Raw genomic sequence first — 25,871 nt, forward strand, 5'->3', positions numbered from 1 at the left:
TCGAGAATTCCACGGGCGCCGGCCGGCGTCCGCAGTTACGCACAGCACTCAATCCGGCCTCAGCCGTTCGAGCGCGCTTTCGAACGCCGCCTCTCCGCGGCGCGAGATTTCGGTGATCCGGCCGCCTTCAATGATCGCGATCCGATCGGCGATCGCCGCCTCCCGGCGGGTATGGCTTGCAATGACGAGCGACCGGCCATGTGCCCTCGCCTTGAGACGGGCCATCACGTCACGTGCTGTTGCGCTGTCGAGACCTTCCGTCGGCTCATCGAGCAGCCAAAGCGGCGTATCCCGAAGGAAGAGGCGCGCAAGCGCCAGACGGCGGGATTGGCCGCCCGACAGACCGAAACCGCCCTCGCCAAGAGGGGTCCTAAGACCTTTCGGTAGAGCATCGACATCTGAAAGCAGCCCCGCGGCGGCAAGCACTTCGCGCAGTTCCATTTCGGACGCCTGTGGCTTGGCAAGCCGCAAATTACCCTCGAGCGTATCCTGGAAGAGCTCGGTCCTTTGCGTCAGACGCGTCGCGTCCATGCATGCGGCAGTCCCGAAGCGGGGCTGGATTTCGCCCGCGAAAACCGACAGCAGGGTCGATTTTCCGGCACCACTCGGGCCGATCACGGCCAGAGTCTCACCCAGCTTCAATTCCAGGCTGATTGCATGCAGCGCATCTCTGGCGGAGCCATCATGCCTGACGCCTGCGGCCTGTAACGAAAGAGCCATGCCGGCTTCAGCCGCACGGCCTTTCGGCCGCAATGGCTCTTCAGCAAGGTGCGGACCGATACGCCTAGCGGCGACAAGGATCCGCCCGAGTTCCAAGGCGCCTCGCCGCAGGGCCGTGAAGGGTTCGACTGCTGCAAAGGCGATCAATAGCCCCAATGCGGCAACCGGCGCGGTGATCGCCTTTGCTTCAGTGAGTGCTGCCACCGCAAGAAGCGAGCCGGCGAGCAGGATCGCCGTGACGAGACCGAAGCTCAAGATGACACCTGTCTCGATCCGGTTCAGGTGACGATCGGCCTTGGCCGTGTAAGCATCGGCTGCGATGACGGCAGCGCATTGCGCTTGAATGCGCGATGCCATTAGGAGATCCGTCTGGCCGGCGGTCAAATCGATGGCGCGTGAGCGAAGCGCCTCGATGCCATAGGCGCGCCGGCGGGCAGGCCTTCGGGCAAGACAACCGGCAACGAGCGGAATACCGATGCCGGAGCAGATCAACAGCCCACCGACCGCGAGACCGAATGCTGGGTGCATGATGCCGAGCGTGATGACGGCGACAAGTGCAGCGCCTATCGCGGCAACAATCGGAACAAGAATTCTGAGGTAGAGCGAATCCAGAGCATCGATATCGGCCGTCAGGCGAAAAAGCAGTCTGGAGGGCCGACGGAGCAGATGGCGCGCTGCTCCTGGGCCAGCCCAGCCGCGAAAAAGCTTCTCGCGAAGTGCTGCCAGTATGCCCAGCGTTGCGTCATGCGTCGTTATCCGCTCGCCGTAACGCGCGACCGTGCGGCCGATCGCAAGCATGCGGATTGCAGCTGCTGGCGCAAAGACGTCGAAGGCGATCGCCGCCGCCGATAGTCCGGCAATCGATGCGGCGGTGATGAACCAGCCCGACAGGCCGAGCAGGGCAAGGCCGGCGATAACCGTGACGGCCGAAAGCAAAGCACCGGTCAGCAGGCTGCGCGGTCTTTCAGCGAAGAAAAGCTCAAGGATCGGCGCAAGGGTCCGGAACTGGTTTCTCATTCAGCCGCCTCTTGTAAGAACTGTGTGCCGATGGCGATCCTGCGGCCCATGCGTGCCGCAAAACGCGGGTCATGTGTCGCGACAATGAGCGTCCGGCCCCTGGCAAGCGTAAGCAAGCTCTCCGTGATCTCCGCTGCGGTCACCGCGTCGAGATGTGCCGTCGGCTCGTCCGCCAGGATGATGCGAATGTCGGGATTGGCGGCCGCCCGTGCGATCGCAAGCCGCAACGCCTCGCCGCCCGAAAGGCCGGTACCGCTTTCGCCGAGCGGCCGCTTGCCATAGGCAGCCGCGACGCCGTCCAGCCTGGCAAGCGCCAAAGCCTCGTGCAGAATGCCGCGATGCCTGCCCAGCAAGACATTGCCGGCCAAGCTTCCGGCAAATATATGTGGCGCCTGCCCGATCCAGGCCATGGCCCTGCGCGCGCCCGCATCGACAGGCCGGCCGCCGATCAGGACTTGACCCGTCAGAGGTGGTGCCAGACCGGCGATCAGCGCAAGCAGCGTGGATTTTCCCGCACCGCTCGCACCGGCAAGCGCGACATGCTCGCCCTCTGTGAAAAGACAGTTGAAGCCGGCAAGCGCGAAGGGCCGCGAGCGATCGTAACGGAAGCTGACGTCGTTGAACTCAATGTCGAACCGATAAGTGCGCGGCGCCGAGCCGGCCGTCTCCAACTCGACGATCTCCATGCCGCAATCGGAAAGGCTATCAAGCGCCTTAACTGCCGCTTCTCCGGCGGCGCGGTCGTGCCAAACTGAGGAAAGTTCGCGCAAGGGCTCGAAAAAGGCGGGCGCAAGCAGGAGAATGAAAAGACCTTCGGTCAAGCTGAGCTTTCCCGACCATGTTCCGAAGCGGAGTTCGCCGAGAAGACTGAAGCCCACATAGACCGCGACCATTGCAACGCCGAGCGCTGCAAAGAGCTCCAGCACGGCTGAGGAGAGAAAGGCGATTTTCAGCACCGCCAAGGTGCGTGTCTTGAGGTCCTCTGCATCTGCCCGCAGCCGCGTGGCAGTCAGCCCGACCGCATCAAGCGAGCGGATCGTGGCCAGTCCGCGGAGCCGATCGAGAAGAAATGCGTTGAGGCTGCCTGTTGCGGCGAGCTGCTTTTCGCTCGCTGCCTGCGCCCGCCAGCCGATGAGCGCCATGAAAAGTGGAATAAGCGGCATTGCGATGAACAGCGCAAGTGCCGCGACCCAGGAGATCGGCAAGATGCAGATGAGGATGATGGGAGGAATGGCGCTCGCTTTGAAGCGAGCCGGCAGGAAGCGCGAAAGGTAGGGAACGATCAGCTCCGCCTGCTCGCCGAGAATGCTCGCAACCCGCCCGGAAGCAGGACGCGTGCCGTCGATCGGCGATCGCCGGGCAAGCGCTGCAACGGCAATCTGTCTCCTCAAACCCAGTTCAGTGCGCGCCCTGTCGAAGGCGATCTGGCCGCCAGCCGCGTCAAGCAGCGCCTTTGCAATGCCGAGTACCAAGACAAAAAAGGCGGGCCAAAGGACATCGCGAAGACCGCCGCCATCCGCAGTGCGGCCGACGGCGTAAGCAAGTAGACCAGCTTGCGGGATCCACAAGAGGGCGGCAGCGGTTTGAACCGTAGCGGCATGACGAAGACGTGAAGGCTTGGACGAAAGCACCGGCGAGCCAATCGCTGGCGCTCCGGCTGCGCGCGCTTTTTCCTCGTCGAAGAAAGCACTCCCCATAGCGCTAGCTCTTGTTCGCAGGCCGACGCCCGCGGCCGAGCGATACCACCCGGTCCTTGGCTTCCAGAAGCTTCGTAACCTTTGCTCCCAAAGAGAGTAGCGTTGCGAGGCGCTCTGTTTCAAGTTGTTTTACGTCCTCATACCAATGTGTCAGTTGCTCGATCAAGCCGTGCATTTCGCTCATCCGCTGCTGGGCGAAGCGTTCGGCTTCGCTGGCAGGCCTTTGCATGAGGATTTCGCGCAAAACCGAAAGGGTGGGATCCACTTCGCGCTTCTTCCGTTCTTCGGCGAGCGTGCGCAGGATGAGCCAGACATCGTCAGGCGTGGTGAAGAAATCCCTGCGGTCGTCGGGCTTGTGTTTCAAAAGCACGAGGTTCCAGGCCTGCAGTTCGCGCAGGCTCATCGACACGTTGGAACGCGAGATGCCGAGCGCGTCGACGATCTCTTCGGCGCAGAGCGGCGACGGCGCGACATAAAGAAGCGCATAGATCTGGCCGACCGTGCGATTGATGCCCCAACGCGAGCCCATCTCACCGAAATGCAGAACGAAGGATTGAACGAGCGGCGGAAGGTTCATGCCAATTTCCGTTGTTCCTGTGATTTCAGAAATTACTGAAATCACTATACGCTCGTTTCCGTCTTTCTCAATCGAGCAAACCGGGCTGCGGCAATTTGGTTGCAGGCCTGGAAATCAATTCAGACAGTGATGTTCACAGCAAGGATCTGATCTGAGCGTCGCAAGGATACCGAGCATCCTTTCCGGCAACGAATCCGTATGACACGACCTACGGTCGCTTGGTTTGCGAGATCCATTGCCCAACCCGATCGGCAGGTTCCGATGCCATCAGGACCCCCATGCGGTCGCTGCCGCCGCGGCGATGGCCTGAAGCCACGGTGGCCGCGCACCGCAAGAAACTCGCCGTGTTACTGTAACCTACATGGTGTCGGTCGGATTCTGTGTCATATTCATGACGACTGCGCGACGTGCGGGCCCCCTCACATTGCCTGTCCGGGAGCGAAGGAATGGAATACGACACGGAGTCACCAAGCGCAGGTTTTCCGAGCAGGCGCTGGAGATCGACGCGCTTGCCTCCCGCAATGAAGATTCGGAGAACCGTACAACGACTTTTCCATTGCGGACCATCTCGTGCGAGAGTGGGAGTCGTCTACGGCTCCGGAGCGAGACGGACGTTACGCCGAGGCGCTCGAACTCAAAGATGGCCTCGGCAAAGAGATCCGCACCATGCTGCATCTTGCCAAGGTCGTGCCATTCTGTGTCGCCGTTGAACGCGCGATCGCCGAATCGTCGCAGCACTGCCGCGGCTACAGAAAAGGAATAACATGCCTCGACTGATGGCGCTCATCCTCAACTTCGCGGTCGCCGTAATCATGGCGGCTTTGACAGCCTGGTGTTCACTGGCCCTCTGGTATCGCCTGCCCCTGCCTGATGCCGGGCGGGCAATTGGCGCTGGCGTCTTCCTCGTCTTCGGTCTCTTTACTGTAGCGGCGCTTGCCAGCCGGCTGCGCATGAGAGCCATCCTTTCGTTCGCTGTCGTGTTCGCCCCGGTTCTCTTCTGGTGGAACTCGATCAAGCCGGAAGCGAACGCTGCATGGGCACCAGATGTCGCCCGGCAGGTCACGGGTCGTGTCGACGGAAATTCGCTGACCTTGACTGATGTCCGGGACTTCGGCTGGCGAAGCAATTCCGACTTCACGGAGCGCTGGACGACACGAACCTACGATGTCAGCAAGGTGAAGACCGTCGACCTGTTCATGTCATACTGGGCGGGGCCGAAGATCGCACATGTCATCTTCAGCTTCGGCTTCGAAGGCGGCGAGCAGCTCGCCTGGTCGATCGAGGTACGCCACAAGGTCGGTGGGGCGTTTTCTCCCCTTGCCGATCTCTTCAAGAACGACCCACTTGTAATCCTTGCCGCGGACGAACGTGACGTTGTCGGCGTCCGCTCCAATGTGCGGGGCGAGGACGTGCAAATCTATCGGCTGAGAGCCAGTCCCGAGCAGGCACGAAATCTGCTTCTCGAATACGTCGCCGGGGCCAACGCCCTTGCCCAGACTCCGCAGTTCTACAACTCGATCACGACGAACTGCACGACGACCGTCGCCAAGCTGATGCGTGTCGCCGGAGACAAGGTGCCGTTCGACTGGCGGCTGATCCTCAACGGTTATCTTCCCGACTACGCCTATGACCGAGGAGCCATCGACACGTCGATGCCGCTCGCCCGATTGCGAGAAATTTCGAAAATCGACGAGCGGGCGCGGGCGGATGGATTATCGCCCAACTTCTCGAAGGCAATCCGTCTCGGCGTGCCCGCCCCGGCCGCCGTCGCTACGCCGTAACCACCAGTAACATGCTGAGGAAATCGCGATGATTGAGGCATGGTGCACCCTCTCAGGAATTCGCTAGGTGAAGTTTCACCTGCGCCCTTAAGCAGGACGGAACGTGAAGCTCATTAAGCACTTTCAGAACGTCACCACGGCTACGGACCTCCTGATGATGGTGGCCGCACCAATGCTCGCTCCGACCCGGGCCGAAGCCCCCCGTGCATCGCAGGCGCGGCCTCCCTCGCCGGAACGCCGCCGCAGTCTGGCATGTACCGACAGCACCGAGAACACGGGTTTCTGTGACGTCTGGCCGCGATAACGTGCTATGAAATTTGAGGACGGACGACGACAGCTTTAGACAGACAACCGCAGACAGGGTCAGTGCGACACACAAGCAGGTGGAAGACTATGCCTCGCGCCGTCTCATGGGCAGAAGCACCACGTAAATGATTGAGAAGATCCTCGCCCCCTGATATGGCGACGGAACATGTCACGCGAACAGCACAAGTGTCTGTCGCATCCACAAACTACTGCCTGATTTCGGGAATGTGACTGCGAGCCGACGTCGGAATGCTAATGGGGGATGACTTGCGCTTGTTTAACTCGTTGACTGCTGGTCGTATTCGGCGACTTCTTCCATGCCTTGCGCAGATCGAGGACATGGGCGACCCGCACCCGCAGTTCACTCTGTTCGTCTCCCGTGACGACAAGGCGCTCGCTTTCTCGCGACGGGTCTGGGGCAACATTCCGCGCCTCGGGTCGATCGATCCCGAAACCGCGCCGTACAAGGCGGAGCTTGCCGACTACAAGATTTCGGAGATCGACCTCACCAAGATCAAGGTCAGCGACGATCGCAATCACAGCAAGTTCGCGGAATCCCCGGAAGTCGCCCAGCTCATCGGCGCGCGGCTGTCCGAAGGGCAGACGCTGACCGACAGCCGGGTCGGTCTCGGCGACACCATCCTTGCCGGAACAACCGAGGTGGCCGCTGCCGCCGGAAGTGCCGCGGGCCTCGTACTGACCGCCCCCGTCGCGGTGTTTGACGCCGATACTCGCGGCAACTACGCCAATCATGTCGGCGGCCTGACCGGACAAGTCAGCGGAAGGCAGAAGGTTGCGGTCAAGAATTGCGCGGCGATGCCGACCGCCCCGACGTGCCTGACGCAGAGATAGCAGGAGGCGCCCGTTTGAGTTCGATCGCCCTTGGCACGCTTGTCTTCATCTGCCTGTTCGGGGCATCGCTCATCGGCATCCTTGTCCGTAACCGCCTGCCAGCCCATCACCTGGATGCCGAATCCAAGGACGTGATCCGCTTGTCGACGGCGGTCGTCGGCACGTTGTCTGCCCTTGCCCTCGGGCTGCTGATCGCGTCCGCGAACACCGTCTACAACAACGCCGAAGCCGAACTGCGGACCTCGGTTGCCCGCTTGCTGCTGCTTGACCGGGTAATGGCGCAGTACGGCCCAGAGACGGCGGATGCACGCAGCCGGCTGCATCGTCTAGTCGAGAACAGACTTGTTCAGGGGTGGGGCACCGCGGCCGAGCAGGCGGGAATCGAACCGTATGATGAAAACCAAGGCATCGAGCCTGTACAGGGTGAACTTCGCAACCTCGTTCCGGCGACCGAGCCGCAGCGACTGCTTCAGGCTCGCGCCCTCGAGATCAGCGGCCTCTTGGCCGAAGCCCACTGGATGCTCGTCGAAAGCAGTTCGGAAGGGTTGCCGACCGCGTTTCTCGTCATCCTTGTCTTTTGGCTCGCGTGGCTGTTCCTGACCTTCGGGCTCCAGGCTCCGGCCAATCCGACCGTGATCGGCGTCATGCTGGTCTGCTCGCTGTCGGTCGCAGCAGCGGTCTTCCTTGTCATCGACATGGCGCATCCGTATCTCGGTGTCATCCACGTCTCGGACGGGCCGCTGCGGGCTGCCCTTGGGCACATTGCCTCTCGATAGTTACGAGGGGCGGACCGGGTCAGCTCCTCGCGTCCGGTTCAGCCTTCATTGCTGACCGGAGAATATCTGTGGCCAACTGAGGCAAGCGCTTGGGGTGTCATTTCGCGCAGTACCGGAACCGGCCCCTGAGTGTAAGAGCGATGTTGCAGGGTTTGCCGCCCGTGTTTAAGACAGTCCGGCAATTCTACCATTCGGGATCGTCATCATGTTCGATATTTTATGGCGCGGCGTCGCAATCGGGATCGGCGCGACGATCCTCATGGATATTTGGGCAATCGTCCTTTTCCGGGCCTTCGGTCAGGCGCCTGCCAACTGGGCGCCTGTCGGACGGTGGTTCTGGCACCTCGGGCGCGGCAAGGTTTTTCACGACAATATTGCCGATGCCGAGCCCTATAGGCACGAACTGGCGCTGGGCTGGATCGGGCATTATGCAACCGGCATCATCTATGGCCTTGTTCTTGCGGTTCTCATGGGGCCATCCTGGCTGACAGCGCCAACTTTCATCCCCGCTTGGATCCTCGGTATTGTGACCGTCGGGGCCGGCTGGTTTCTGCTGCAGCCGGGGCTCGGCATCGGCTGGGCCGCGTCGAAGACGCTAAACCCGAACAAGGTACGTGCACTCAATCTGATCGCGCATACCGTTTTCGCGATCGGGCTTTTCGGCACCGCGCTCCTGATCCGTTAAAAGCGGCGCAAACCCCGCAAGGAGGCTCAGTGAAGAATATTTACGTCATCGGCATCGGCACCGGAAACCCGGAACATATGACCATTCAGGCGATCAACGCCATGAACGCTGCCGATCACGTCTTTATCCCCACAAAGGGCGCACAGAAAGAAGAGCTTGCAGATGTACGCCGCGAAATCTGTGCGCGATATCTCAACAAGGCGGACAGCAAGATCATCGAATTCGCCGTACCTCGTCGCGAGACGAAGGAGCGCAGTTATGGGCAGAGCGTCGATGAGTGGCATGAGACTATCGCTGCAACCTATCGTCAGTTGGTCGGCGATCTGCCGGAAAACGGCACAGCCGCCTTTCTCGTATGGGGCGATCCGAGCCTCTACGACAGCACGTTGCGCATCCTGGAGCGGGTGCGGGATAAAGTGGAATTTGAGATCACCGTCATCCCGGGTATTACCAGCATTCAAGCGCTCGCCGCGAGCCACCGCATCCCCGTCAATCTCGTCGGCAAGCCGGTGGAAATTACGACCGGCCGTAGGCTTGCCGAAGAGGGGCTCAAGACGGAAAGTACGGTTGTAATGCTCGATGGAATCCAGGCGTTTACGACGGTCGATGATCCGGACGCGGAAATCTTCTGGGGAGCCTATCTTGGCACGGAAGACGAAATCGTCCGTGCCGGGCGCCTCGGCGATGTCGCCGATGATATCGTCAGGGCACGCGCTGAAGCGCGCGAACGGCATGGCTGGATCATGGACATCTACTTATTGCGCAAAGGCTGCGACGTTAAGAACTAGTCGCGGCGCTTTGCCGGGGGGCCGCCGTCCTGTAAGGGCAGGAATGAAAGGACGAGCCATGGGCTTTGCCGGCGAAAGAAAGATCGACAGGGAAGCGCACGTCGTTGCCGCGCAAGAATCGCGCCGCGGCGCCTGTCCGACGCTTGCCGCACCCATGGCGACCGGCGACGGCCTGCTCGTGCGGTTGCGGCCGGCCGGCGGCGCGCTGACGCCTGCGCAATTCAAGATGCTTGCAGCCTCCACAGCGGCAAACGGCAACGATCTTCTGGAAATTTCCGCGCGCGGAAGTCTGCAAGTCCGCGGTCTGCGGCCGGAGACTGTCGATCGGCTTGCTGCTGATGTCGATGCGGCAGGAATTCTTGTTCCGGCAGGCCCGTCGATCGAGCTTTCGCCCCTACATGGCATCGACCCGCGCGAGATAGGAAATCCCGCCGCCATCGAAGCGCGGCTGCGTGATGAGCTAAGGATTGCGCTGTCTTCACCACTTCTGGCCCCGAAGCTCTCCATCATCGTCGACGGTGGAGGACGTTTCGGTCTATCTGGTCTTTCAGCCGATATCCGCGTTGCCGCTCTGGGCGAAGGCCGCTGGCGGGTTGCGATAGACGGCGATGGTAAAACGGCCGTGCCTGTTTGCATCGGCTCGGCGGATGACGCTGTCCGGACGATCGGGCAATTGCTGGCGATGCTCGTGAAAATCGGCATGCATTCTCGAGCGCGCGACATCGGACCGGCTGCCTTGCGCGACATGTTTCCGGCAATGGAGGCGCAATTTGTCACCGCGCCTCATTCAGAAACGCCAAGGCCCGGAGTTCATCAGCTTGCCAATCGCAGCGTTGTCCTTGGCCTCAGGCCACATTTCGGCCAGATCAATGCAAGCGATCTGTCGATATTTCTGGGAGAGGCCGAGCGCTTCGCGGCAGCAGAAATTCGGCTGGCGCCGGGCCGGCTATTTTATTTGACCGGTTTGAACCCACAAAGTGCAGAGCGGTTGCAAGAGGTAGCAACGGATCTTGGCTTTAGCTCCGATCCAAACGATTCGTTTGCAAAGATTGCGGCTTGCGCTGGCGCGGGGGCCTGCGCCTCGGGTTTTTATGAAACGAAGGTGCGGGCAGAGCATCTGCTGCAGCATGCATCGGCCCTTCTCGACGGATCGCTGGCGGTTCACCTTTCCGGCTGTGCCAAGGGATGTGCTCATCCGCGGCAAGCTCTCACAATCATTGGGATGCCCGGCGGTTATGGTATTGTGTTGAACGGACGGGCGGGCGACAGGCCGGATGTAACGATTGCTGGCAGCGAGATCGATTCCGCTATAGAGAAGCTCGCCCGGCTTGTCGGGAAGAACAAGAGCCCTTGCGAATCGGCGGCTGCCTGCCTGACGCGGCTCGGCCCCCAGGCGATCGCCAACGCGCTGAAACAGGAATAGGGATGCCAGATTACGATTATATCCGCAGCGGCGAGGCGATCTACGAACGCTCCTTTGCAATCATCCGCAGCGAAGCAGATCTTTCGCGCTTTTCACCGCAAGAAACCGAGATTGCCGTGCGCATGATTCATGCCTGCGGGCTGGTCGAAGCCGCCGCGCATTTCGACTTCTCGCCGGATTTCGTCATCACGGCGCGCGGCGCGCTCAAGAAGGGGGCTCCGATTTTCTGCGATGCAGAAATGGTCGCCCATGGCATTACGCGTGCCAGGCTGCCGGCCGAAAACGACGTGATCTGCACGCTGCGCGACCCCCGCACCCCGGAACTGGCTGTAGCAAGCCGCAACACGCGCTCGGCGGCGGCCATCGGGCTTTGGCTCGATCGCCTGGCGGGCAGCGTCGTCGCGATAGGCAATGCCCCGACGGCACTCTTCCATCTTCTCGAACTGCTGCGTGGCGGCGCGCCGAAGCCTGCTGCGATCATCGGTATGCCGGTCGGCTTCGTCGGTGCTGCCGAATCCAAGGATGCGTTGGCGGAAAATTCCTATGGCGTGCCCTTCGCGATCGTTCGAGGCCGCCTGGGTGGCAGTGCTATGACGGCAGCCGCAATCAACGCGCTGGCGAGGTCCGGACTATGACCAGGCCCGGCCGTCTCATCGGCGTCGGCACGGGGCCAGGCGACCCGGATCTGCTGACCATCAAGGCAATCAAGGCGATCGAAGCCGCGGACGTCATTGCCTATTTCGCCAAACAGGGCAGGGCGGGCAACGGCCGGGCTGTCGTGCAGCACCTGATCGGACCCGAAACCGAACTGCTGCCGCTCTATTATCCGGTGACCACCGAAATCGAAAAGAGCGAAGCGCTCTATCAAAGCCAGATCACCGCTTTCTACGATAGTTCTGCAGCCGTGGTCGCAGCATGCCTCGATGCGGGAAAAACGGTCGCGGTCCTCAGTGAAGGCGATCCGATGTTCTACGGATCCTACATGCACTTGCATGTGCGCCTTGCAGATCGCTACCCGGTCGAGGTGATCCCGGGCATCAGCGCCATGTCCGGCTGCTGGTCGCTTGCCGGCATGCCGATCGTCCAGGGCGACGACGTGCTTTCCGTGCTGCCGGGCACGATGACGGAAGCAGAACTGACGCGACGGCTGGGCGATACCCAGGCAGCCGTCATCATGAAGGTCGGCCGCAATCTTGCGAAGATCCGCCGCGCGCTTGAAGCTGCGGGGCGGCTCGGCGAAGCAGTCTATGTCGAGCGCGGCACGATGGCGAATTCCGCGATGCTGAAGCTTGCAGAACGGCCGGACGGTGACGCACCGTATTTCTCGCTGGTGCTTGTGCCCGGCTGGGAGGCGAACCGATGAGTGGAATCCTGTTTGTCATTGGCACCGGCCCCGGCAACCCTGATCAGATGACGCCGGAAGCGCATTCGGCGGTTTCGGCATCGACCGATTTCTTCGGCTATGGTCCCTATCTCGACCGGTTGCAGTTCAGCGCCCATCAAAAACGCCATCCGTCCGACAATCGCGAGGAGATGACACGGGCAGGGGACGCTTTGACGATGGCGGCAAGCGGCCGCAAGGTCTGTATCGTCTCAGGCGGCGATCCCGGCGTTTTCGCCATGGCCGCTGCCGTCTGCGAAGCAATCGATACGGGTCCGGCGGAATGGCGATCCGTCGAGCTGGTCGTGGTGCCGGGCATTACCGCAATGCTTGCGGTTGCAGCCCGCGTCGGCGCCCCGCTCGGGCACGATTTCTGCGCGATTTCGCTTTCGGATAACCTGAAGTCCTGGGATATCATCGAAAAACGCCTGGCATTGGCTGCAAAGGCGGGCTTCGTGATTGCCCTTTACAACCCGATCAGCAAGGCGCGGCCTTGGCAGCTCGGCAAGGCCTTTGAGGTGCTGCGCGCGCATCTGCCGCGGCAGACACCGGTGATCTTCGGCCGCGCAGCCGGACGTCCCGATGAACGGATCATCATTCAGCCGCTCGGCGACGCCCACGCCTCCGTTGCGGATATGGCGACCTGCATCATCATCGGCTCGCCGGAAACGCGGATCATTTCCGGCGGCGGCAAGCCGGAGCTTGTCTACACGCCCCGTTCCATGGCGGGAGGAAACAGGTGATCGATCGCGCGGAGCGCTTCCTCGATGGTTTCGACCGCTCTCATGGCAGGCGCGGGCGCACGGGCGATCATGAAGACTTCGATGCCGAGATGGCGTGCTGCCTCGATTTTCGCATAGGTCGCCGCACCGCCGCTATTCTTGGCAACGACCGCATCAATGCGATGAGATGCAAGAAGTCCGATCTCGCGGTCGACATCGAAGGGGCCGCGATCGAGAATATATTCCACGTTCGGAATATTGAGCGGCGGATTGACGGGATCGACGCTGCGAACAAGGAAGAAATGATGCGCCGCCGCCTCTGCATAGTGCGCCTCCTGGCGTCCGGTCGCCAGGAAGACGCGGCGAGCGCCAGGGCCAAGCGCAGCAATCGCCTGCTGAATGTTTCTAGTCGCGATCCATTGATCACCCGGTTGCTGGACCCATTCGGGCCGGCGAAGGGCAAGCGCCGCAATTCCGCACAGACGTGCAGCGCCGTCGGCGTTGGCGGAGATGCGGGCGGCAAAGGGATGTGTCGCATCGACGAGAAGGTCAAAGCCTCCATCGCGCAGGAAAGACGCGAGGCCGTCGGCTCCGCCGAAACCGCCAATGCGAACAGGAACAGGCTGATTGGACGGTTTTTCTGTGCGGCCGGCAAGAGACAGCAGGATGTCAAAACCGGCCTTCTTGGAGAGCGCCTGCGCCAAAGCACGCGCTTCGGTCGTTCCGCCCAATATCAGTCCGCGGATTTTTGCCATGTCTGATATGCCTAGTCACACCACGAAACCCTGGCTAGTCATTATCGGCATCGGCGAGGATGGTCCAGAAGGACTTGGCGAGCAGGCCAAGCGGCTCATTTCTGCGGCACCCGCCGTCTTCGGCGGCGAACGGCATCATGCACTGATGGACAGTCTGATTACAGGCGAGCGGCTTTTCTGGCAAAGCCCCTTCGAAAAGTCGATCAATGCAATCCTTAGCCGGCGGGGCTCACCGGTCGTCGTGCTGGCTTCCGGTGACCCCTTTCTTTATGGTATCGGCGCGACACTCTCGCGGCACGTGAACGCCGATGAGATGCTCACCATTCCAGCTCCATCGGCCTTCAGCATGGCCGCGTCGCGCCTCGGCTGGCCTTTGCAGGAAACTGCCTGCCTCTCGCTTCATGGCCGTTCCATCGATCTCGTCCGCCCGCATCTGCATTCCGGGCGGCGCATCATTGCACTGACCTCCGACGCGAGGGGGCCGGGGGAACTGGCAGCGCTGCTGTCAAACAGCGGCTTCGGCCATTCTCGCATGATTGTTCTGGAGGCGCTTGGCGGCGCGCGCGAGCGTATCCTCAGTACCTCCGCAGACGATTTCCGGCTTTCCGATATAGATCCTCTCAATGTCTGCGGTGTCGAGGTCAAGGCAGGTAAAGGGGCTCGCATCCTGCCTTTTGCCGCCGGCCTGGACGACGAACTCTTTGAGCATGACGGGCAGATCACCAAGCGTGAAGTCCGCGCTCTGACACAGTCTGCGCTTGCGCCGCGCCACGGGGAACTGCTGTGGGATATCGGAGCCGGCTCTGGTTCGATCGGCATCGAGTGGATGCTCAGCGATCCGTCGCTGAAGGCAGTCGCCATCGAGCAATCACGCGAGCGCGCGGAAAGGATCGCCCGCAATGCTTTCGCTTTCGGCGTGCCGGGGCTCGCTGTTGTCGAGGGAACAGCACCTGCGGCATTGGGTGGATTGCCGGTACCGGACGCCATCTTTGTCGGCGGAGGCGGCAGCGAGCCGGGCGTCATGGACGCAGCAATCGCCTCACTCAAAAGCGGCGGACGCCTCGTCGCCAACGCGGTGACGCTGGAAATGGAGGCCGTGCTGCTTACCGAGCAGGCAAGGCGCGGCGGTCTTTTGACAAGGATTGAGATTTCCCGCGCCGGTCCCCTCGGCGCAATGAGCGGCTGGCGCCCGGCAATGCCCGTGGTGCAATGGCGCTGGATCAAGGATTGAAGGATGACGGTTCACTTTATCGGAGCAGGCCCGGGTGCGGCCGATCTCATCACCGTTCGAGGGCGCGACCTCATCTCCAGATGCCCGGTCTGCCTCTATGCCGGATCGATCGTATCCCCGGAACTGCTGCAATACTGCCCGCCGGATGCGCGCATCATCGATACCGCGCCGATGTCGCTCGATGAGATCGAGGCGGAGTATCTGCGTGCCGCCAAGGCCGGCGAGGACGTGGCGCGCCTGCATTCCGGCGATCTTTCCGTGTGGAGCGCGGTTGCCGAGCAGACAAGACGCCTCGAAAAACTGGGCATCGCCTACACGATGACGCCGGGCGTTCCGGCCTTTGCCGCGGCCGCCTCCGCACTTGGCCGCGAGCTGACTATTCCGGCTGTTGCCCAGAGCCTGGTGCTGACCCGCGTCTCAGGCCGCGCGTCGCCGATGCCGAATGAGGAAACACTTGCCAAATTCGGCGCGACGGGCTCGACTCTTGCGATCCATTTGGCAATTCATGCGCTCAGGCAGGTCGTCGAAGAACTGACTCCGCTTTACGGCGCCGATTGCCCCGTTGCCATTGTCGTCAAGGCTTCCTGGCCTGACGAACGTATCCTGCACGGCACGCTTGCCGATATCGAGGCGAGGGTCGCTCTCGAACCGGTTGAACGCACGGCGATCATCTTCGTCGGTCCGACGCTTTCTGCCCGCGATTTTCGCGAAAGCGCGCTTTACGACCCCGCCTATCAGCGGCGGTTCAGGGGTAGAGAATAGCGAGCCGGATCGCCGGCTCGTCATTAACGCTCAGATCGCTGCCGACAGATAGTTCATGCTTGCCTTCAAGGCTGCCGCAAGATCTGTCAAACCATGCACTTCGTCCGCAAAGGGCTCGAAGGAGAAGCGACCCTTGTAGCCTGCCTGCAAGAGCGTGCGCATCTGCCCGGCGTTGTCGAGTCGGTCGGAGGCGTCGACGAGAACGCGGTGCGAATCGCGCATGTCGCTGACGGAAACGTCCAGATCGCTGACGCCGGAGAGATGGACGAGGCCGGTCAGACGCGGGAAGATCGGTTCCTCGCCGGCTAAGTGATGATGGAACGTGTCGTGGACCAATTTAAACGTCGATTGCGCCGAAAGCGCCTCGATCGCATCGGCTGCCTCTGTTTTCGAGCGCAGCGAGCAGATTTCAAAACCAAGCGGCTCGACGAGGCCGATGATGCCGGCCGCTTCCAGCATCGGCTTTAGCGCTTGCAGTGCTTGGCGCAGATTGGCCTGACGCGCACCATCTTCGCGGCCGGTGCCGTCATTCTTGGGTACAAGCACGAGCGCTTCGGCCCCGCAGGCGGCTGCATAGCCGATCAGTTCCGCAGCTTCGTGCGAGCGCGTCTCGTTCCATTCGTTGAAGCGCTGCAGCGCGTTGATGGAGATGATCGAAAGCCCATGATCGGCCGCCGCCTGCTTGATCTCTTCCGGTTCGGTGCCGTCGAGAATGGCGTTGCCGAACAGATCGTTGCGGATTTCGACGGCGTCGATGCCGAGCTGCTTTGCGAGCGCGAAAAATTCGCCGATCTTCAGCGCGGGCGCCGACATATGGTTCAGCGCAAAGGGGATGGATGTCATTTCAGTCTCTCCTCCCAAGGCACATCAATCGATGAGCCTATATGGTTTCGTCAGGGCAATCTCTAATGGAAATCCTGGCGCAAGCCACGCCATATCGGGCCTGTTACTCCATCATTTATGCAAGAATTTCCAAAGGAATGATGGAATTCCATCAGTCTTCAGATATTTTCTGAAATGTAGATTTCGAGGGGCAAAAAGGTTTGGCCGGGAACGGCAGCCTCGCCGTTTTCGACGGCGGTCGTCATCAATGTCATCATTTCCTTGCACAAGGCGGGCAGTGGCGTTGAGATCGCCATCGTGACGACATCATCGGCGAGCCCTGCCTTGCTTTCCGGCGTCAGCTCGTTGACGATCAGCACGATCTTGCCGACGAACCCTTCCTCGCGGATTGCCGAAATAGCACCTTCCATCCCGCCACCGCAGACATAAAGCCCGACGAGGTCCGGGTGTTTTTGCAGAAGCGTCAGAGTCGCCTCATGGGTTATTTCCGAAGTCTCGAGATTAATAAGCGTCTCGACCACCTCGAATTCCGGCGCATTCTCGCGAAGATAGGATCGGAAGCCCATTTCCCGCAGTTCATGACCGTGAAAGCGATGGCTGCCGACGAAGCAGGCAACCTTTCCTGGGTGCGGCGCCGTTTTGGCGATTGCCCATGCAGCGGTCCGGCCCACCTTGCTGTTGTCGAGCCCGATATAGCCCTTGCGCACGCCGGCGGCAAAATCTGAAAGAAGGGAGAAGACTGGTACACCCTTCTCTTTGAGTTCTTCGATTGCGGCTGCCACAGCAGGATAATCCGGACCGACAAGGGCAATGGCCTGACTGCGTGCTGCAAGCGCCTTTATCTTTTCCGTGATCGCGGCGGGCGTGGACGCCGCGGGAAAATCGATCTGCGTCTGAATGCGCGCCGTCGCCACCCCGCGTGCTGCAGTTTCAATCTCTCTTGCAAAATTCTGATAGAAGGATTGCATCGGCTTCTGCAGTAGAAAAGCCAGTTTGTATTGCGGCAGGTCTTCGAAGACGCGCTGACGGATGAGGCCGAGCGCGTGATAGCCGATCGATTCCGCCGCATCATAGACACGTCTTGCCGTTTCCTCACGCACACGATGGCGACCGTTCAGCACGCGGTCGACAGTCGCAACGCTGACGCCGGAAGCGCGGGCGAGATCGGAGATGGTCGGTCGGCGCATACGCTTAATCCTGATGGAATTCCATCACGAATGCAATTCACTCATGATGTTCTTTGATAGATTATATCAAACCTGCATTGAGTGCTTTTCAAAGTCAACTTATTCTCGTCCATCAGCGATGGGTGCGGAGGCCCGGGAGGAAAGCATGACGACGAAGGCGACGAAGCGCGATTACAGCCTGCTCGGCGAAAGCGGCCGCACTGCGGTTGAGATCGGGTTGGCCGCGGCCGAGTGGTATCACACCGAGATTCCGCGCAAGGATATGAAGGCGCTGATGCAGCGTTCCGATGCGCCGGCAATTCGCGATACGGCGATCTGGCTAGGCGCCATGGCAGCCTTTGCTGGGCTTGGTATCTATTTCTGGGGCTCGTGGCTTTGTGTGCCGTTCCTCCTTGCTTACGGCGTGCTCTACGGCTCGGCATCCGATAGCCGCTGGCATGAGTGCGGGCATGGCACCGCCTTCAAAATGCGCTGGATGAACGATGCCGTCTATCAGATCGCCTGCTTCATGATCATGCGCAATCCGGTAACCTGGCGCTGGAGCCACACCCGCCATCATACTGATACGGTCATCGTCGGCCGCGATCCGGAAATTGCCGTCATGCGCCCGCCGGATCTTGTGCGGCTGATCCTTAATTTCTTTGGCCTTCTCGACGTTTGGCATGCCGTGGTCGATATGATCCGCAACGGTTTTGGCGTGATCAGCGCCGAGGAAAAGACGTTCATTCCGGAGATGGAACAGCCGAAGGCGATCCGTATTGCCCGTATCTGGCTGGCGATCTACGGCGCAACCGTCGCGCTTGCGATCACTTTGGGTTCGTTCCTGCCGCTGGTGCTGATTGGCCTGCCGCGGCTTTACGGCGCCTGGCACCATGTGTTGACCGGCCTGCTGCAGCATGGCGGGCTTGCTGACAATGTCATCGACCATCGGCTGAACAGCCGCACGGTCTACATGAATGCCATCAGCCGCTTCATCTACTGGAACATGAACTATCATGTCGAGCATCACATGTTCCCGATGGTACCCTACCATGCGCTGCCGCAGTTGCATGCGATGATCAAGCACGACCTGCCGGCGCCAAGCCCGTCGATCTGGTCGGGTTATCGCGAAATGGCCCCGGCCTTTCTGCGCCAATTGCGCAATGAGGACTACTTCCTGAAGCGTGAGCTGCCGCCGACGGCGCGGCCCTATCGCGAGGAATTTCACAACGAGCTCGCGCCTGCTGCGCAATGAGACCAGCCCTCTGGGAGGATGAAAATGAGCGGAAACTGGATCGAAGTGTGCGCCACTGGCGATATCGACGAGGAGGATGTCATGCGTTTCGACCATGACGGCAAGACCTTTGCCGTCTATCGCAGTCCCGACGACGAGTTCTTCGCAACCGATGGCCTCTGCACGCATGAGCACATCCATCTTGCCGATGGATTGGTGATGGACGAGATCATCGAATGTCCAAAGCACAACGGGCGCTTCAACTACAAGACGGGCGAGGCCAAGGGTGCGCCGGTCTGCGTCAACCTAAATACCTACCCCGTCAAGGTCGAAGGCGGCACCGTCTTCATTTCCATCTAGGGGGTGCACCGTGGCTCACTATGTCATCATCGGAGCAGGCGAATGCGGCACTCGTGCAGCCTTTGGGCTGCGCGAGAAGGGTTTTGGCGATGAAGTCACCCTGATCGGCAGCGAGCCGGTTGCGCCTTACGAAAGGCCGCCGCTTTCCAAGGCGGGCCTTGCCGGGGCGCTTCAACCGAAATTCATCGCCGCGCCGGAGAGATATGCCGAAAGCGGCATCCATCTGCGGACGGACGCTACGGCGATCAATCTCGACGTGAGGAACAAGAGAGTCACGCTCGCCGATGGCGCGATCATCGCCTACGACAAGCTGTTGCTGGCGACCGGCGCAAGAGCGCGACCCTTTCCCGGGATGCCGGAAAGCAGCGCCTGTATCCGTTCGCTGAGAACGCATCACGATGCGATGGCATTGCATCATATGCTGAAGCCAGGCAGGCACATTGCAATCATTGGCGGCGGCTTCATCGGGCTTGAGGTCGCTGCGACAGCTAGAAAGCTTGGAGCGGATGTTACCGTTCTCGAGGGCCTGGAGCGCATATTGAAACGCGGCGTGCCGGAGGTGATCGCCGATGCGGTCTGTGCGCGGCATCGCGTCGAAGGTGTGCGCATTCGCTGCGGCGTCTCCATCGAGTCGCTGAATGAAGCCGACGAAAAGGCGGGGATCACGCTTGCTGCCGGCGACGTGGTCGAGGCCGATCTTGTCCTTGTGGGGATCGGTGCAAGACCGAATGTCGAGCTCGCGGAAAAGGCGGGGATTGCGATCGAAAACGGGATTGCTGTCAACGCCCATCTGCAGACCTCGGCGCTGGATGTCTTTGCCGCGGGCGATTGCTGCTCGTTCCCTCTTGATATTTACAGCGGCATACGCGTACGGCTCGAATCCTGGCGCAACGCGCAGGAGCAAGGCAACCTTGCTGCCGCCAATATGCTCGGCACCGGTGAAGCCGTATCGGCTGTTCCATGGTTCTGGTCCGATCAATACGACATGACCTTGCAAATCGCCGGACTTGCCGAGGGCGCAGTCACCCATCTGCGGCGCGACCTCGGGGACGGAGCTTTCATCCTCTTCCATCTGGATGAGACAGGGCGGTTGATTGCGGCAAGCGGTATCGGGCCGGGCAATGCCGTTGCCCGCGATATCCGGCTTGCGGAAATGCTGATTGCCGCGCGGGCATGTCCCGATCCAGCAGCGCTCACCACAAGTCATGTGAAACTCAAATCCCTTCTCGCCGCCTGACGGCCGTCGATCTTTTCAGAGGAAACGCCATGAAAAAACACACCCGGCCGACCGTTGCTGATCTGCTTTCGATGAAAGGCAAGCGGCAGTTGACCATGCTTCGCGTGACGACGCTCGAGGAGGCAGAGGCTGCTGAAAAGGCGAAGATCGACATCATCTCCGTACCGCCGGCACTGCTCGGTTCGCTCTTTCGTGAGGCGGCCCCAAGTTCTTTTGCCATACCGGGGCTCGAATATGGCGACTATGTTTCAGCCGAGGAATATATGCGCGAGGCCTTCAAGGCGTTGAAGGCGGGCGGCGACGCCGTCTATTGCGCGGCGAGCTTGCAGACGATCCGGCGGATGCGCGACGAGGGCATTCCGGTCTGCGGCCATGTCGGGCTGATCCCGTCGAAGGCGACCTGGACCGGCGGCTTCCGCGCCGTCGGCAAGACAGCCGCAAGCGCGTTTGAAATCTGGCGGCAGACGAAAGCGTTGGAAGAGGCCGGCGCCTTTGCCGCCGAAATCGAGGTGGTACCTGGCGATGTCGCCAAGGTGATCAGCCAGAACACCTCCATGCTGATGATTTCCATGGGCGCGGGCAGCGGCTGCGATGCGCAGTATCTTTTCGCCGACGACGTGCTTGGCGCAAACCGTAACCACTACCCACGCCACGCCAAGGTTTATCGCGATTTCGCCGCCGAAAATGACCGGCTGCAGCGCGAGCGGATCGCAGCCTTCACCGAGTTCGCCGAAGATGTCAAAAGTGGCACCTATCCGGAAAAGCGCCACCTCGTCGGCATCGACGAGGAGGAACTGAAAATCTTCCTGCATCGCCTGCGCAGCGAATTGACCGGCGCGTGATTGCCCTTAGCCATGCTTGAACTGGGCCACGAGCGCGTGCCTGTCGCCGGGATAGGTGAGTATTACATGGGTGATCTGCAGGCCGCTGTAATGGGTTGTACGCTCGACGACGAGGCAGGCACTCCCGGTTGGGATTGAGAGAGCGGAAGCGATTTTCGCTTTTGCGGCCTCTGCGCGAATCCGGTGTTCTGCGGAGCTCCACGGCACCTTGCCAAGCAGCCACGTTCCGGGCGGTCCTTCTTCGAAAGTCTCCTTCGCCGCTTCGGGAACGGCGGCAAGATTGATCAGCCTCTCTTCGTGGCAGAAGGGCCGGTCGCCGGCGAAGTGATCGCAGACGATTTCGAGCACCGAGGCGCCCGCTGCAAGGTCGAGCCTCGCATTGTCCTCGCGCCGTGCACGCCGGGGCTTGAGGCTGACGATCTCGTAGCGATAGGGGAGGCCGAGCGCTTGTACCTCGCGTCGCAGATCATGGATCTCCATGACGGCAAATTGGACATGCGGGAAGCTCACATGGGTCCCAGCCTTCCGCCGCCTCTCGATCAGCCCCTTCTTGACGAGATCCGTCAGCGCCTTGTTCACTGTCATGCGCGAGCAACCGTATTGCACAGTCAGCTCGTGCTCGAAGGGAATGCGGTGGCCCGGCGGCCATTCGCCGGAGAGGATCCGCTTTTCGACATCGTTCAGGATGCGCAGGTGAAGCGGCATTTCCCCCACAGCCACTTCCTCCTATCCATGTGCCGCGGCGGCGATCGCCTCGCTTCGGATCTCCTCCGTCAGCTTCAGCCGGAGAGCCGAGAATTCGGAACTGGCCTTGATCGTGTAGTGGCGCGGATGGGGCAGATCGACCGGCGTGATCGACTTGATGCGGCCCGGCCGCGCCGTCATCGTGACGACACGCGAGGCCATGAAGACGGCTTCCTCGATATCGTGAGTCACGAAGATGACCGTCTTCTGCTCACGCTCCCAGATACCAAGCAGCAGCTCCTGCATCAGGCCGCGCGTCTGATTGTCGAGCGCGCCGAAGGGTTCGTCGAGCAGCAGGATTTTCGGATTGTTGGCAAGCGCCCGGGCGATTGCCGTGCGCTGCTGCATGCCGCCAGACAGCTGCTTCGGCCAGTGATGCTCGAAGCCGCGAAGGCCGACCTTGTCGATGTAGCTGTCGACGATCTCCTTCTTTTCCGTCTCCGGAATGCCTTTCTCACGCAGGCCGAAGCCGACGTTGTCGCGCACCGTCAGCCAGGGGAAAAGCGTGTAGGACTGGAACACCATGCCGCGATCGGCGCCTGGACCTTTGACTGCCTTGCCCTCAAGCGCGACGGTGCCGGCCGTCGGCCGGTCGAGACCGGCGATGATGCGCAAGAGCGTCGATTTTCCGCAGCCGGACGGTCCGAGGATGGTGACGAAGTCGTTGCGCGGAATGCTAAGATCGGTCGGCTGCAGCGCAAGCGTCGGCTGACCGCCGCGAACACCGGGGAAGGTGCGGCTGAGACCCTTTATGACGAGTTCGCTCATGCGAGCCTCCAGGCAAAAAGCCAGCGGTTCAGCCATTTGAAGGCGAAATCCGAGACAAGGCCGATCAGGCCGATAACGATGATGCCGAAGATGATTTGGCCGGTCGCAAGCAGCGACTGGCTGTTGATGATCATGTAGCCAATGCCCGAGGAGGCGCCGATCAGTTCGGCGACAATGACATAAGTCCAGGCCCAGCCGAGCACGAGGCGCAGTGTTTCAGCAATGTCGGGTGCATTGGCGGGAATGAGCACGCGGCGGACAACGCCGCTGTCCTTGGCGCCGAGCGTATAGGCTGCTTCGACGAGATCGCGGCGGGTATTGGAAACCGAGACCGCCACCATCAGCACGATCTGGAACACGGCGCCGATGAAGATGACCAACAATTTCTGCGTCTCACCGATCCCGGCCCAGAGGATCAGCAACGGCACGAAAGCCGAGGCGGGCAGGTAGCGCGCGAAGGAGACGAAAGGTTCGAGCAGCGCCTCGACCGGTTTGTAGGCGCCCATGATGATGCCGAGCGGAACGGCTACGAGGGCTGACAGGATGAAGCCGCCGCCGACGCGCCAAATCGTCATGCCGATGTCGAAGAGGAAGCCCTGGTTGACCAAAAGGTCGTAGCCGTCCTGCACCATGGTGATCGGATCGGCGAGGAAGGTTTTCGACACATAGCCGCCGAGCGTGGCATAGCCCCAGCCCGCGAAGAACAGCACGAAGAACAGCAGGCCGAACAGCGCCCGACTGCGGGCTCCGATGGGTTGAAGTGGATGCATGCCGCGCCCTTACTGAATAACTAGAGCGCCTGGGCCGTCCCGGCGCTCCCTTGAATGTCTGCGGATCACTTGATGAAGGATGGGTCGGCGAGAGTCGAAAGATCAGGCTTCACCTTAATGACGCCGGCCGAAAGCAGAAGATCGGCGGCTTCTTCGTTGAAGCTCTTGAAGGTCGTTTCGAAGAACTTCTGTGCCGCGGCCTTGTCCTGCCATTCGAGATAGGCGGCAGAATCACCGAATGCCTTGCCGGACTGTTTCACGTCCTTGCCCATGATCTCATAGGACTTTTCCTTGTCCGTCTTGATCATATCAAGCGCATCGTAGTAGCTCGCGGCAAGCGCCTTGGCGGCATCCGGATTGTCCTTCAGGAAGGCAGTCGTGCAGCCGAAAGTATCCATGACGGCCGGATAATCGACCGTGGTCGCGATGATCTTGCCCTTGTCCGGAGCGGCGCGAACGCTTGAAAGATAGGGCTCATAGGTGACGGCCGCATCGTTCTGGCCGGCAAGCAGCGCCTGTGCTGCCGGGCCTGGCTCCATGTTGACGATCGTCACGTCCTTCATGCTGAGGCCGTTCTTGGCAAGGATGAAGGCGAGCAGGAAATAGGGCGAGGTACCCGGCGCGGACGCAGCGACCGACTTGCCCTTGAGGTCGGAGACCTTTTCGATACCGGGTTTGGCGGCAATGCCGTCGGCGCCATGCGAGACATCAAGCTGGAAAATCTGCTTGGTCGCGACGCCGGCCGCGTTCCAGACAATCCAGGTTTCGACGGTGGTCGCCGCGCATTGGATGTCGCCAGATGCCAGCGCCAGATGACGGCTTGCCTGCGGGACCTTGACGATGTTGACGTCAAGACCGTGCTTCTTGAAGATGCCGGCCTCCTTGGCAAGCGTCAACGGCGCGAAACCGGTCCAACCGGAAATGCCGATGGAGACCTTGGTGTCGGCGGCGTGCGCCGCGCTGCCAGCGAGAAGGGCGGCTAGGGCCGCGGCAAAAATCGGTGCTTTTTTCATGTCTGAGTTCCCTGCTCTTTGTTTAGGCATGTAAGGAGTTTGCCTGTTTATTGGGACATACTAGGCACGCTGCTTTTCTTTTGTCTATACAAAATACGAGGAAATCACCTTGGCTTCAGATAGCCGTGATGCCGATGAGATAGCAGTGTGCGACGCCGGCGAGTGTCAAAGCGGCGCCGTAATGACCTTTGATCATCAAGACGTCGCCAGTTTCAAGCGAGCCGTGTTCTCCGGCCAATTCGAATGCTGCTTTTCCGTCGTGACACAGCACAAGCGATAGTGCAGCCGGTAGAGTGCCGCTCCAATTCAGGCCGATATGTAGCCGTTCGACCTTATGCACAAAGCCGTCTCGCCGCGTCATAATATTGAGGTCGGTGATCGGTCCCGCCTGTAACCGTGCCATGACGGCAATGTCAGCCGCAAAGGCGAACGGTTCGCTCTGTTGTGCCAATACGACCGGCGCATGGCCGTCGATTTCCAAGGACATTCCGTTACCGGCAAGGATTGAAAGTGTGCGGTCAGTACCGGGAAAGATCGAAAATGGTCCGTCGGAAGCAACGGTGGCCATACTGACCCGCCAGTCGAAATCGTCGAGGGCTGCACCATGCGGCGAAACAGCGATCTCTACCGTCTCGCCGCCGCCGTTCTTCCACGGCATGCGCCGGTGCGTGTCAGCGGTGAGAATGGCCGTACGCGGCATGGCTATGATCCGTTGTTGTCATAGGAGATCAAATAGACTAAGTTTAATGGACTAAGTCCGCTGGAGGTCACTATGGAAACCGTGAACATACATGAGGCGAAGACGCACCTTTCGCGGCTGATCGAGAAGGCGGCGAAGGGAGAACCCTTTATCATAGCCAAAGCCGGAAAGCCGATGGTCAAGGTCGTTCCAATCGATGATGTCGATGCGCCCAAAAAGCGGCGGATCGGCTTCATGAAGGGTCTCATAAAGGTTCCTGACGATTTCGACACGATGATGGCGGATGAAATCGAGGAGATGTTTTACGGCGGCGATATCTTTCCAAAATGAGATTTCTCCTCGACACTCATATTCTGATCTGGGCGGCGGGTGATATCGGCGCAATCCCCAATCGCATCAAAGCTCTCATTGAAGAGGAGCAAAACGAACTTCTCTTCAGCCCGGCAAGTATTTGGGAAACAGCCATAAAACATGGTCAGGGGCGGACTGATTTTCAGGCCGATCCCTATATTCTGCGCTATCGTCTACTCGAAAATGGCTATTGCGAGCTTCCGATAAACAGCGAGCATGCAATCGCCATCGCCGGCCTTCCGACCCTCCATAAAGATCCTTTCGATCGCATCCTGATTGCTCAGGCGATTATTGAAGGTATTCCGCTCGTCACCGTCGACAAAATGGTCTTGCAGTATCCAGCCCTCAAGCCGTTCTGAGGACGTTGCTT

The 25,871-nt window shown here is 60.6% G+C and carries 28 protein-coding genes and 1 pseudogene; 18 read left to right on the plus strand and 11 right to left on the minus strand.

The window, feature by feature from the left end:
- Positions 1-48: 48 nt before the first annotated feature.
- From BN1800_RS15355 to BN1800_RS15365, 3 genes are read right to left on the minus strand one after another with little or no spacing between them, the layout of a single operon-like run.
- A complete protein-coding gene (locus tag BN1800_RS15355; RefSeq protein WP_086998995.1) occupies positions 49-1,737 on the minus strand; it encodes an amino acid ABC transporter ATP-binding/permease protein in 1,689 nt (562 codons plus the stop codon).
- Positions 1,734-3,434, minus strand: coding sequence for a thiol reductant ABC exporter subunit CydD (cydD, locus tag BN1800_RS15360; RefSeq protein ID WP_027509617.1), 1,701 nt, complete (start codon positions 3,432-3,434; stop codon positions 1,734-1,736). The genes BN1800_RS15355 and cydD overlap by 4 nt, the downstream gene beginning before the upstream one ends.
- 4 nt (positions 3,435-3,438) lie before the next feature.
- Positions 3,439-4,011, minus strand: a complete 573-nt coding sequence (locus tag BN1800_RS15365; protein ID WP_086998998.1) for a GbsR/MarR family transcriptional regulator — start codon at positions 4,009-4,011, stop codon at positions 3,439-3,441.
- A gap of 570 nt (positions 4,012-4,581) precedes the next feature.
- On the opposite strand from BN1800_RS15365, the gene BN1800_RS42400 reads away from it, so the two are divergent.
- The 10 genes and pseudogenes from BN1800_RS42400 (at position 4,582) to BN1800_RS15415 (ending at position 12,746) form a co-directional block, all read left to right on the plus strand.
- Positions 4,582-4,788 carry a hypothetical protein gene (locus tag BN1800_RS42400; protein WP_244564515.1) on the plus strand — a complete coding sequence of 69 codons (207 nt, stop codon included), beginning with the start codon at positions 4,582-4,584 and terminating at the stop codon, positions 4,786-4,788.
- Positions 4,776-5,792 (plus strand): Lnb N-terminal periplasmic domain-containing protein, encoded by a 1,017-nt coding sequence (locus tag BN1800_RS15375; RefSeq protein WP_086999001.1) that lies wholly within the window; start codon positions 4,776-4,778, stop codon positions 5,790-5,792. The genes BN1800_RS42400 and BN1800_RS15375 overlap by 13 nt, the downstream gene beginning before the upstream one ends.
- A 630-nt stretch (positions 5,793-6,422) precedes the next feature.
- Positions 6,423-6,950 (plus strand): annotated as a pseudogene (locus tag BN1800_RS15380) (alpha/beta hydrolase); the annotation flags it as partial.
- 14 nt (positions 6,951-6,964) lie between these two features.
- Entirely contained in the window at positions 6,965-7,726 is a 762-nt protein-coding gene (locus tag BN1800_RS15385; protein ID WP_086999004.1) for a bestrophin-like domain, read from the plus strand.
- Positions 7,727-7,931: 205 nt separating this feature from the next.
- Positions 7,932-8,411 carry a DUF2938 domain-containing protein gene (locus tag BN1800_RS15390; protein WP_086999007.1) on the plus strand — a complete coding sequence of 160 codons (480 nt, stop codon included), beginning with the start codon at positions 7,932-7,934 and terminating at the stop codon, positions 8,409-8,411.
- A gap of 29 nt (positions 8,412-8,440) precedes the next feature.
- Positions 8,441-9,199, plus strand: a complete 759-nt coding sequence (cobF, locus tag BN1800_RS15395) for a precorrin-6A synthase (deacetylating) (RefSeq protein WP_086999010.1) — start codon at positions 8,441-8,443, stop codon at positions 9,197-9,199.
- Positions 9,200-9,242: 43 nt separating this feature from the next.
- Positions 9,243-10,622 (plus strand): precorrin-3B synthase, encoded by a 1,380-nt coding sequence (gene cobG / locus BN1800_RS15400; RefSeq protein WP_244564516.1) that lies wholly within the window; start codon positions 9,243-9,245, stop codon positions 10,620-10,622.
- Positions 10,623-10,624: 2 nt separating this feature from the next.
- Positions 10,625-11,257, plus strand: a complete 633-nt coding sequence (locus BN1800_RS15405) for a precorrin-8X methylmutase (protein WP_086999016.1) — start codon at positions 10,625-10,627, stop codon at positions 11,255-11,257.
- The gene (locus tag BN1800_RS15410; RefSeq protein WP_027509625.1) at positions 11,254-11,985 is read left to right on the plus strand and encodes a precorrin-2 C(20)-methyltransferase; all 732 of its coding nucleotides are present in this window, start codon (positions 11,254-11,256) and stop codon (positions 11,983-11,985) included. The genes BN1800_RS15405 and BN1800_RS15410 overlap by 4 nt, the downstream gene beginning before the upstream one ends.
- A complete protein-coding gene (locus BN1800_RS15415; protein WP_086999019.1) occupies positions 11,982-12,746 on the plus strand; it encodes a precorrin-3B C(17)-methyltransferase in 765 nt (254 codons plus the stop codon). Before BN1800_RS15410 ends, BN1800_RS15415 begins: the two co-directional genes overlap by 4 nt.
- Here the strand turns inward: BN1800_RS15415 and BN1800_RS15420 are convergent.
- The gene (locus tag BN1800_RS15420; RefSeq protein WP_086999022.1) at positions 12,710-13,480 is read right to left on the minus strand and encodes a cobalt-precorrin-6A reductase; all 771 of its coding nucleotides are present in this window, start codon (positions 13,478-13,480) and stop codon (positions 12,710-12,712) included. The two genes, BN1800_RS15415 and BN1800_RS15420, sit on opposite strands and share 37 nt — an antisense overlap.
- Here BN1800_RS15420 and cbiE point away from each other — a divergent pair.
- Together cbiE and cobM are read left to right on the plus strand one after the other, a co-directional pair.
- Positions 13,479-14,711, plus strand: a complete 1,233-nt coding sequence (gene cbiE / locus BN1800_RS15425; protein WP_086999026.1) for a precorrin-6y C5,15-methyltransferase (decarboxylating) subunit CbiE — start codon at positions 13,479-13,481, stop codon at positions 14,709-14,711. The genes BN1800_RS15420 and cbiE overlap by 2 nt on opposite strands.
- Before the next feature lie 3 nt (positions 14,712-14,714).
- Entirely contained in the window at positions 14,715-15,473 is a 759-nt protein-coding gene (gene cobM, locus BN1800_RS15430) for a precorrin-4 C(11)-methyltransferase (protein WP_086999029.1), read from the plus strand.
- Between the two features lie 30 nt (positions 15,474-15,503).
- On the opposite strand, the gene BN1800_RS15435 is transcribed toward cobM, so the two are convergent.
- Positions 15,504-16,316 carry a TIM barrel protein gene (locus BN1800_RS15435; protein ID WP_086999032.1) on the minus strand — a complete coding sequence of 271 codons (813 nt, stop codon included), beginning with the start codon at positions 16,314-16,316 and terminating at the stop codon, positions 15,504-15,506.
- A 158-nt stretch (positions 16,317-16,474) separates the two neighbouring features.
- A complete protein-coding gene (locus BN1800_RS15440) occupies positions 16,475-17,503 on the minus strand; it encodes a LacI family DNA-binding transcriptional regulator (protein ID WP_086999035.1) in 1,029 nt (342 codons plus the stop codon).
- 145 nt (positions 17,504-17,648) lie between these two features.
- Here BN1800_RS15440 and BN1800_RS15445 point away from each other — a divergent pair, with 145 nt between their 5' ends.
- Genes BN1800_RS15445 through BN1800_RS15460 form a run of 4 tightly spaced genes read left to right on the plus strand, consistent with a single transcriptional unit; the run spans position 17,649 to position 21,155 of the window.
- Positions 17,649-18,737, plus strand: coding sequence for a fatty acid desaturase family protein (locus BN1800_RS15445; RefSeq protein WP_086999038.1), 1,089 nt, complete (start codon positions 17,649-17,651; stop codon positions 18,735-18,737).
- 24 nt (positions 18,738-18,761) lie between these two features.
- Complete coding sequence (locus BN1800_RS15450; RefSeq protein WP_086999041.1) at positions 18,762-19,076, plus strand: MocE family 2Fe-2S type ferredoxin; 315 nt, start codon at positions 18,762-18,764, stop codon at positions 19,074-19,076.
- Positions 19,077-19,086: 10 nt separating this feature from the next.
- On the plus strand, positions 19,087-20,313 hold the full coding sequence (locus tag BN1800_RS15455; protein WP_086999044.1) for an NAD(P)/FAD-dependent oxidoreductase: 1,227 nt from the start codon (positions 19,087-19,089) through the stop codon (positions 20,311-20,313).
- Between the two features lie 29 nt (positions 20,314-20,342).
- Positions 20,343-21,155: a 3-methyl-2-oxobutanoate hydroxymethyltransferase gene (locus BN1800_RS15460; protein WP_086999047.1), complete on the plus strand. Its 813-nt coding sequence runs from the start codon at positions 20,343-20,345 to the stop codon at positions 21,153-21,155.
- Positions 21,156-21,161: 6 nt separating this feature from the next.
- On the opposite strand, the gene hutC is transcribed toward BN1800_RS15460, so the two are convergent.
- From hutC to BN1800_RS15485, 5 genes are all read right to left on the minus strand, one after another.
- Entirely contained in the window at positions 21,162-21,860 is a 699-nt protein-coding gene (hutC, locus tag BN1800_RS15465) for a histidine utilization transcriptional repressor HutC (protein ID WP_086999050.1), read from the minus strand.
- 21 nt (positions 21,861-21,881) lie between these two features.
- On the minus strand, positions 21,882-22,667 hold the full coding sequence (locus tag BN1800_RS15470; RefSeq protein ID WP_086999053.1) for an ABC transporter ATP-binding protein: 786 nt from the start codon (positions 22,665-22,667) through the stop codon (positions 21,882-21,884).
- Positions 22,664-23,437 carry an ABC transporter permease gene (locus BN1800_RS15475; RefSeq protein WP_086999057.1) on the minus strand — a complete coding sequence of 258 codons (774 nt, stop codon included), beginning with the start codon at positions 23,435-23,437 and terminating at the stop codon, positions 22,664-22,666. The genes BN1800_RS15470 and BN1800_RS15475 overlap by 4 nt, the downstream gene beginning before the upstream one ends.
- 65 nt (positions 23,438-23,502) lie before the next feature.
- Complete coding sequence (locus BN1800_RS15480) at positions 23,503-24,450, minus strand: ABC transporter substrate-binding protein (protein ID WP_086999060.1); 948 nt, start codon at positions 24,448-24,450, stop codon at positions 23,503-23,505.
- A 115-nt stretch (positions 24,451-24,565) separates the two neighbouring features.
- Positions 24,566-25,150: a HutD/Ves family protein gene (locus tag BN1800_RS15485; protein ID WP_086999063.1), complete on the minus strand. Its 585-nt coding sequence runs from the start codon at positions 25,148-25,150 to the stop codon at positions 24,566-24,568.
- A gap of 72 nt (positions 25,151-25,222) precedes the next feature.
- On the opposite strand from BN1800_RS15485, the gene BN1800_RS15490 reads away from it, so the two are divergent.
- Both BN1800_RS15490 and BN1800_RS15495 read left to right on the plus strand, forming a co-directional pair.
- The gene (locus tag BN1800_RS15490; RefSeq protein WP_086999066.1) at positions 25,223-25,480 is read left to right on the plus strand and encodes a type II toxin-antitoxin system Phd/YefM family antitoxin; all 258 of its coding nucleotides are present in this window, start codon (positions 25,223-25,225) and stop codon (positions 25,478-25,480) included.
- Positions 25,477-25,860, plus strand: coding sequence for a type II toxin-antitoxin system VapC family toxin (locus tag BN1800_RS15495; protein ID WP_086999069.1), 384 nt, complete (start codon positions 25,477-25,479; stop codon positions 25,858-25,860). The genes BN1800_RS15490 and BN1800_RS15495 overlap by 4 nt, the downstream gene beginning before the upstream one ends.
- Positions 25,861-25,871: the final 11 nt, after the last annotated feature.

This window comes from Rhizobium sullae (assembly GCF_900169785.1).
GTDB lineage: Bacteria > Pseudomonadota > Alphaproteobacteria > Rhizobiales > Rhizobiaceae > Rhizobium > Rhizobium sullae.

What these genes read in the sequence shown, in the direction of transcription:
- BN1800_RS15355 (WP_086998995.1), bottom strand. Translation starts at nt 1,737, where the DNA reads ATGAGAAACCAGTTCCGGACCCTTGCGCCGATCCTTGAGCTTTTCTTC.
- cydD (WP_027509617.1), bottom strand. Translation starts at nt 3,434, where the DNA reads ATGGGGAGTGCTTTCTTCGACGAGGAAAAAGCGCGCGCAGCCGGAGCG.
- BN1800_RS15365 (WP_086998998.1), bottom strand. Translation starts at nt 4,011, where the DNA reads ATGAACCTTCCGCCGCTCGTTCAATCCTTCGTTCTGCATTTCGGTGAG.
- BN1800_RS15375 (WP_086999001.1), top strand. Translation starts at nt 4,776, where the DNA reads ATGCCTCGACTGATGGCGCTCATCCTCAACTTCGCGGTCGCCGTAATC.
- BN1800_RS15390 (WP_086999007.1), top strand. Translation starts at nt 7,932, where the DNA reads ATGTTCGATATTTTATGGCGCGGCGTCGCAATCGGGATCGGCGCGACG.
- cobG (WP_244564516.1), top strand. Translation starts at nt 9,243, where the DNA reads ATGAAAGGACGAGCCATGGGCTTTGCCGGCGAAAGAAAGATCGACAGG.
- BN1800_RS15405 (WP_086999016.1), top strand. Translation starts at nt 10,625, where the DNA reads ATGCCAGATTACGATTATATCCGCAGCGGCGAGGCGATCTACGAACGC.
- BN1800_RS15410 (WP_027509625.1), top strand. Translation starts at nt 11,254, where the DNA reads ATGACCAGGCCCGGCCGTCTCATCGGCGTCGGCACGGGGCCAGGCGAC.
- BN1800_RS15415 (WP_086999019.1), top strand. Translation starts at nt 11,982, where the DNA reads ATGAGTGGAATCCTGTTTGTCATTGGCACCGGCCCCGGCAACCCTGAT.
- cbiE (WP_086999026.1), top strand. Translation starts at nt 13,479, where the DNA reads ATGTCTGATATGCCTAGTCACACCACGAAACCCTGGCTAGTCATTATC.
- BN1800_RS15420 (WP_086999022.1), bottom strand. Translation starts at nt 13,480, where the DNA reads ATGGCAAAAATCCGCGGACTGATATTGGGCGGAACGACCGAAGCGCGT.
- cobM (WP_086999029.1), top strand. Translation starts at nt 14,715, where the DNA reads ATGACGGTTCACTTTATCGGAGCAGGCCCGGGTGCGGCCGATCTCATC.
- BN1800_RS15435 (WP_086999032.1), bottom strand. Translation starts at nt 16,316, where the DNA reads ATGACATCCATCCCCTTTGCGCTGAACCATATGTCGGCGCCCGCGCTG.
- BN1800_RS15440 (WP_086999035.1), bottom strand. Translation starts at nt 17,503, where the DNA reads ATGCGCCGACCGACCATCTCCGATCTCGCCCGCGCTTCCGGCGTCAGC.
- BN1800_RS15445 (WP_086999038.1), top strand. Translation starts at nt 17,649, where the DNA reads ATGACGACGAAGGCGACGAAGCGCGATTACAGCCTGCTCGGCGAAAGC.
- BN1800_RS15450 (WP_086999041.1), top strand. Translation starts at nt 18,762, where the DNA reads ATGAGCGGAAACTGGATCGAAGTGTGCGCCACTGGCGATATCGACGAG.
- BN1800_RS15460 (WP_086999047.1), top strand. Translation starts at nt 20,343, where the DNA reads ATGAAAAAACACACCCGGCCGACCGTTGCTGATCTGCTTTCGATGAAA.
- hutC (WP_086999050.1), bottom strand. Translation starts at nt 21,860, where the DNA reads ATGCCGCTTCACCTGCGCATCCTGAACGATGTCGAAAAGCGGATCCTC.
- BN1800_RS15470 (WP_086999053.1), bottom strand. Translation starts at nt 22,667, where the DNA reads ATGAGCGAACTCGTCATAAAGGGTCTCAGCCGCACCTTCCCCGGTGTT.
- BN1800_RS15475 (WP_086999057.1), bottom strand. Translation starts at nt 23,437, where the DNA reads ATGCATCCACTTCAACCCATCGGAGCCCGCAGTCGGGCGCTGTTCGGC.
- BN1800_RS15480 (WP_086999060.1), bottom strand. Translation starts at nt 24,450, where the DNA reads ATGAAAAAAGCACCGATTTTTGCCGCGGCCCTAGCCGCCCTTCTCGCT.
- BN1800_RS15485 (WP_086999063.1), bottom strand. Translation starts at nt 25,150, where the DNA reads ATGCCGCGTACGGCCATTCTCACCGCTGACACGCACCGGCGCATGCCG.
- BN1800_RS15490 (WP_086999066.1), top strand. Translation starts at nt 25,223, where the DNA reads ATGGAAACCGTGAACATACATGAGGCGAAGACGCACCTTTCGCGGCTG.
- BN1800_RS15495 (WP_086999069.1), top strand. Translation starts at nt 25,477, where the DNA reads ATGAGATTTCTCCTCGACACTCATATTCTGATCTGGGCGGCGGGTGAT.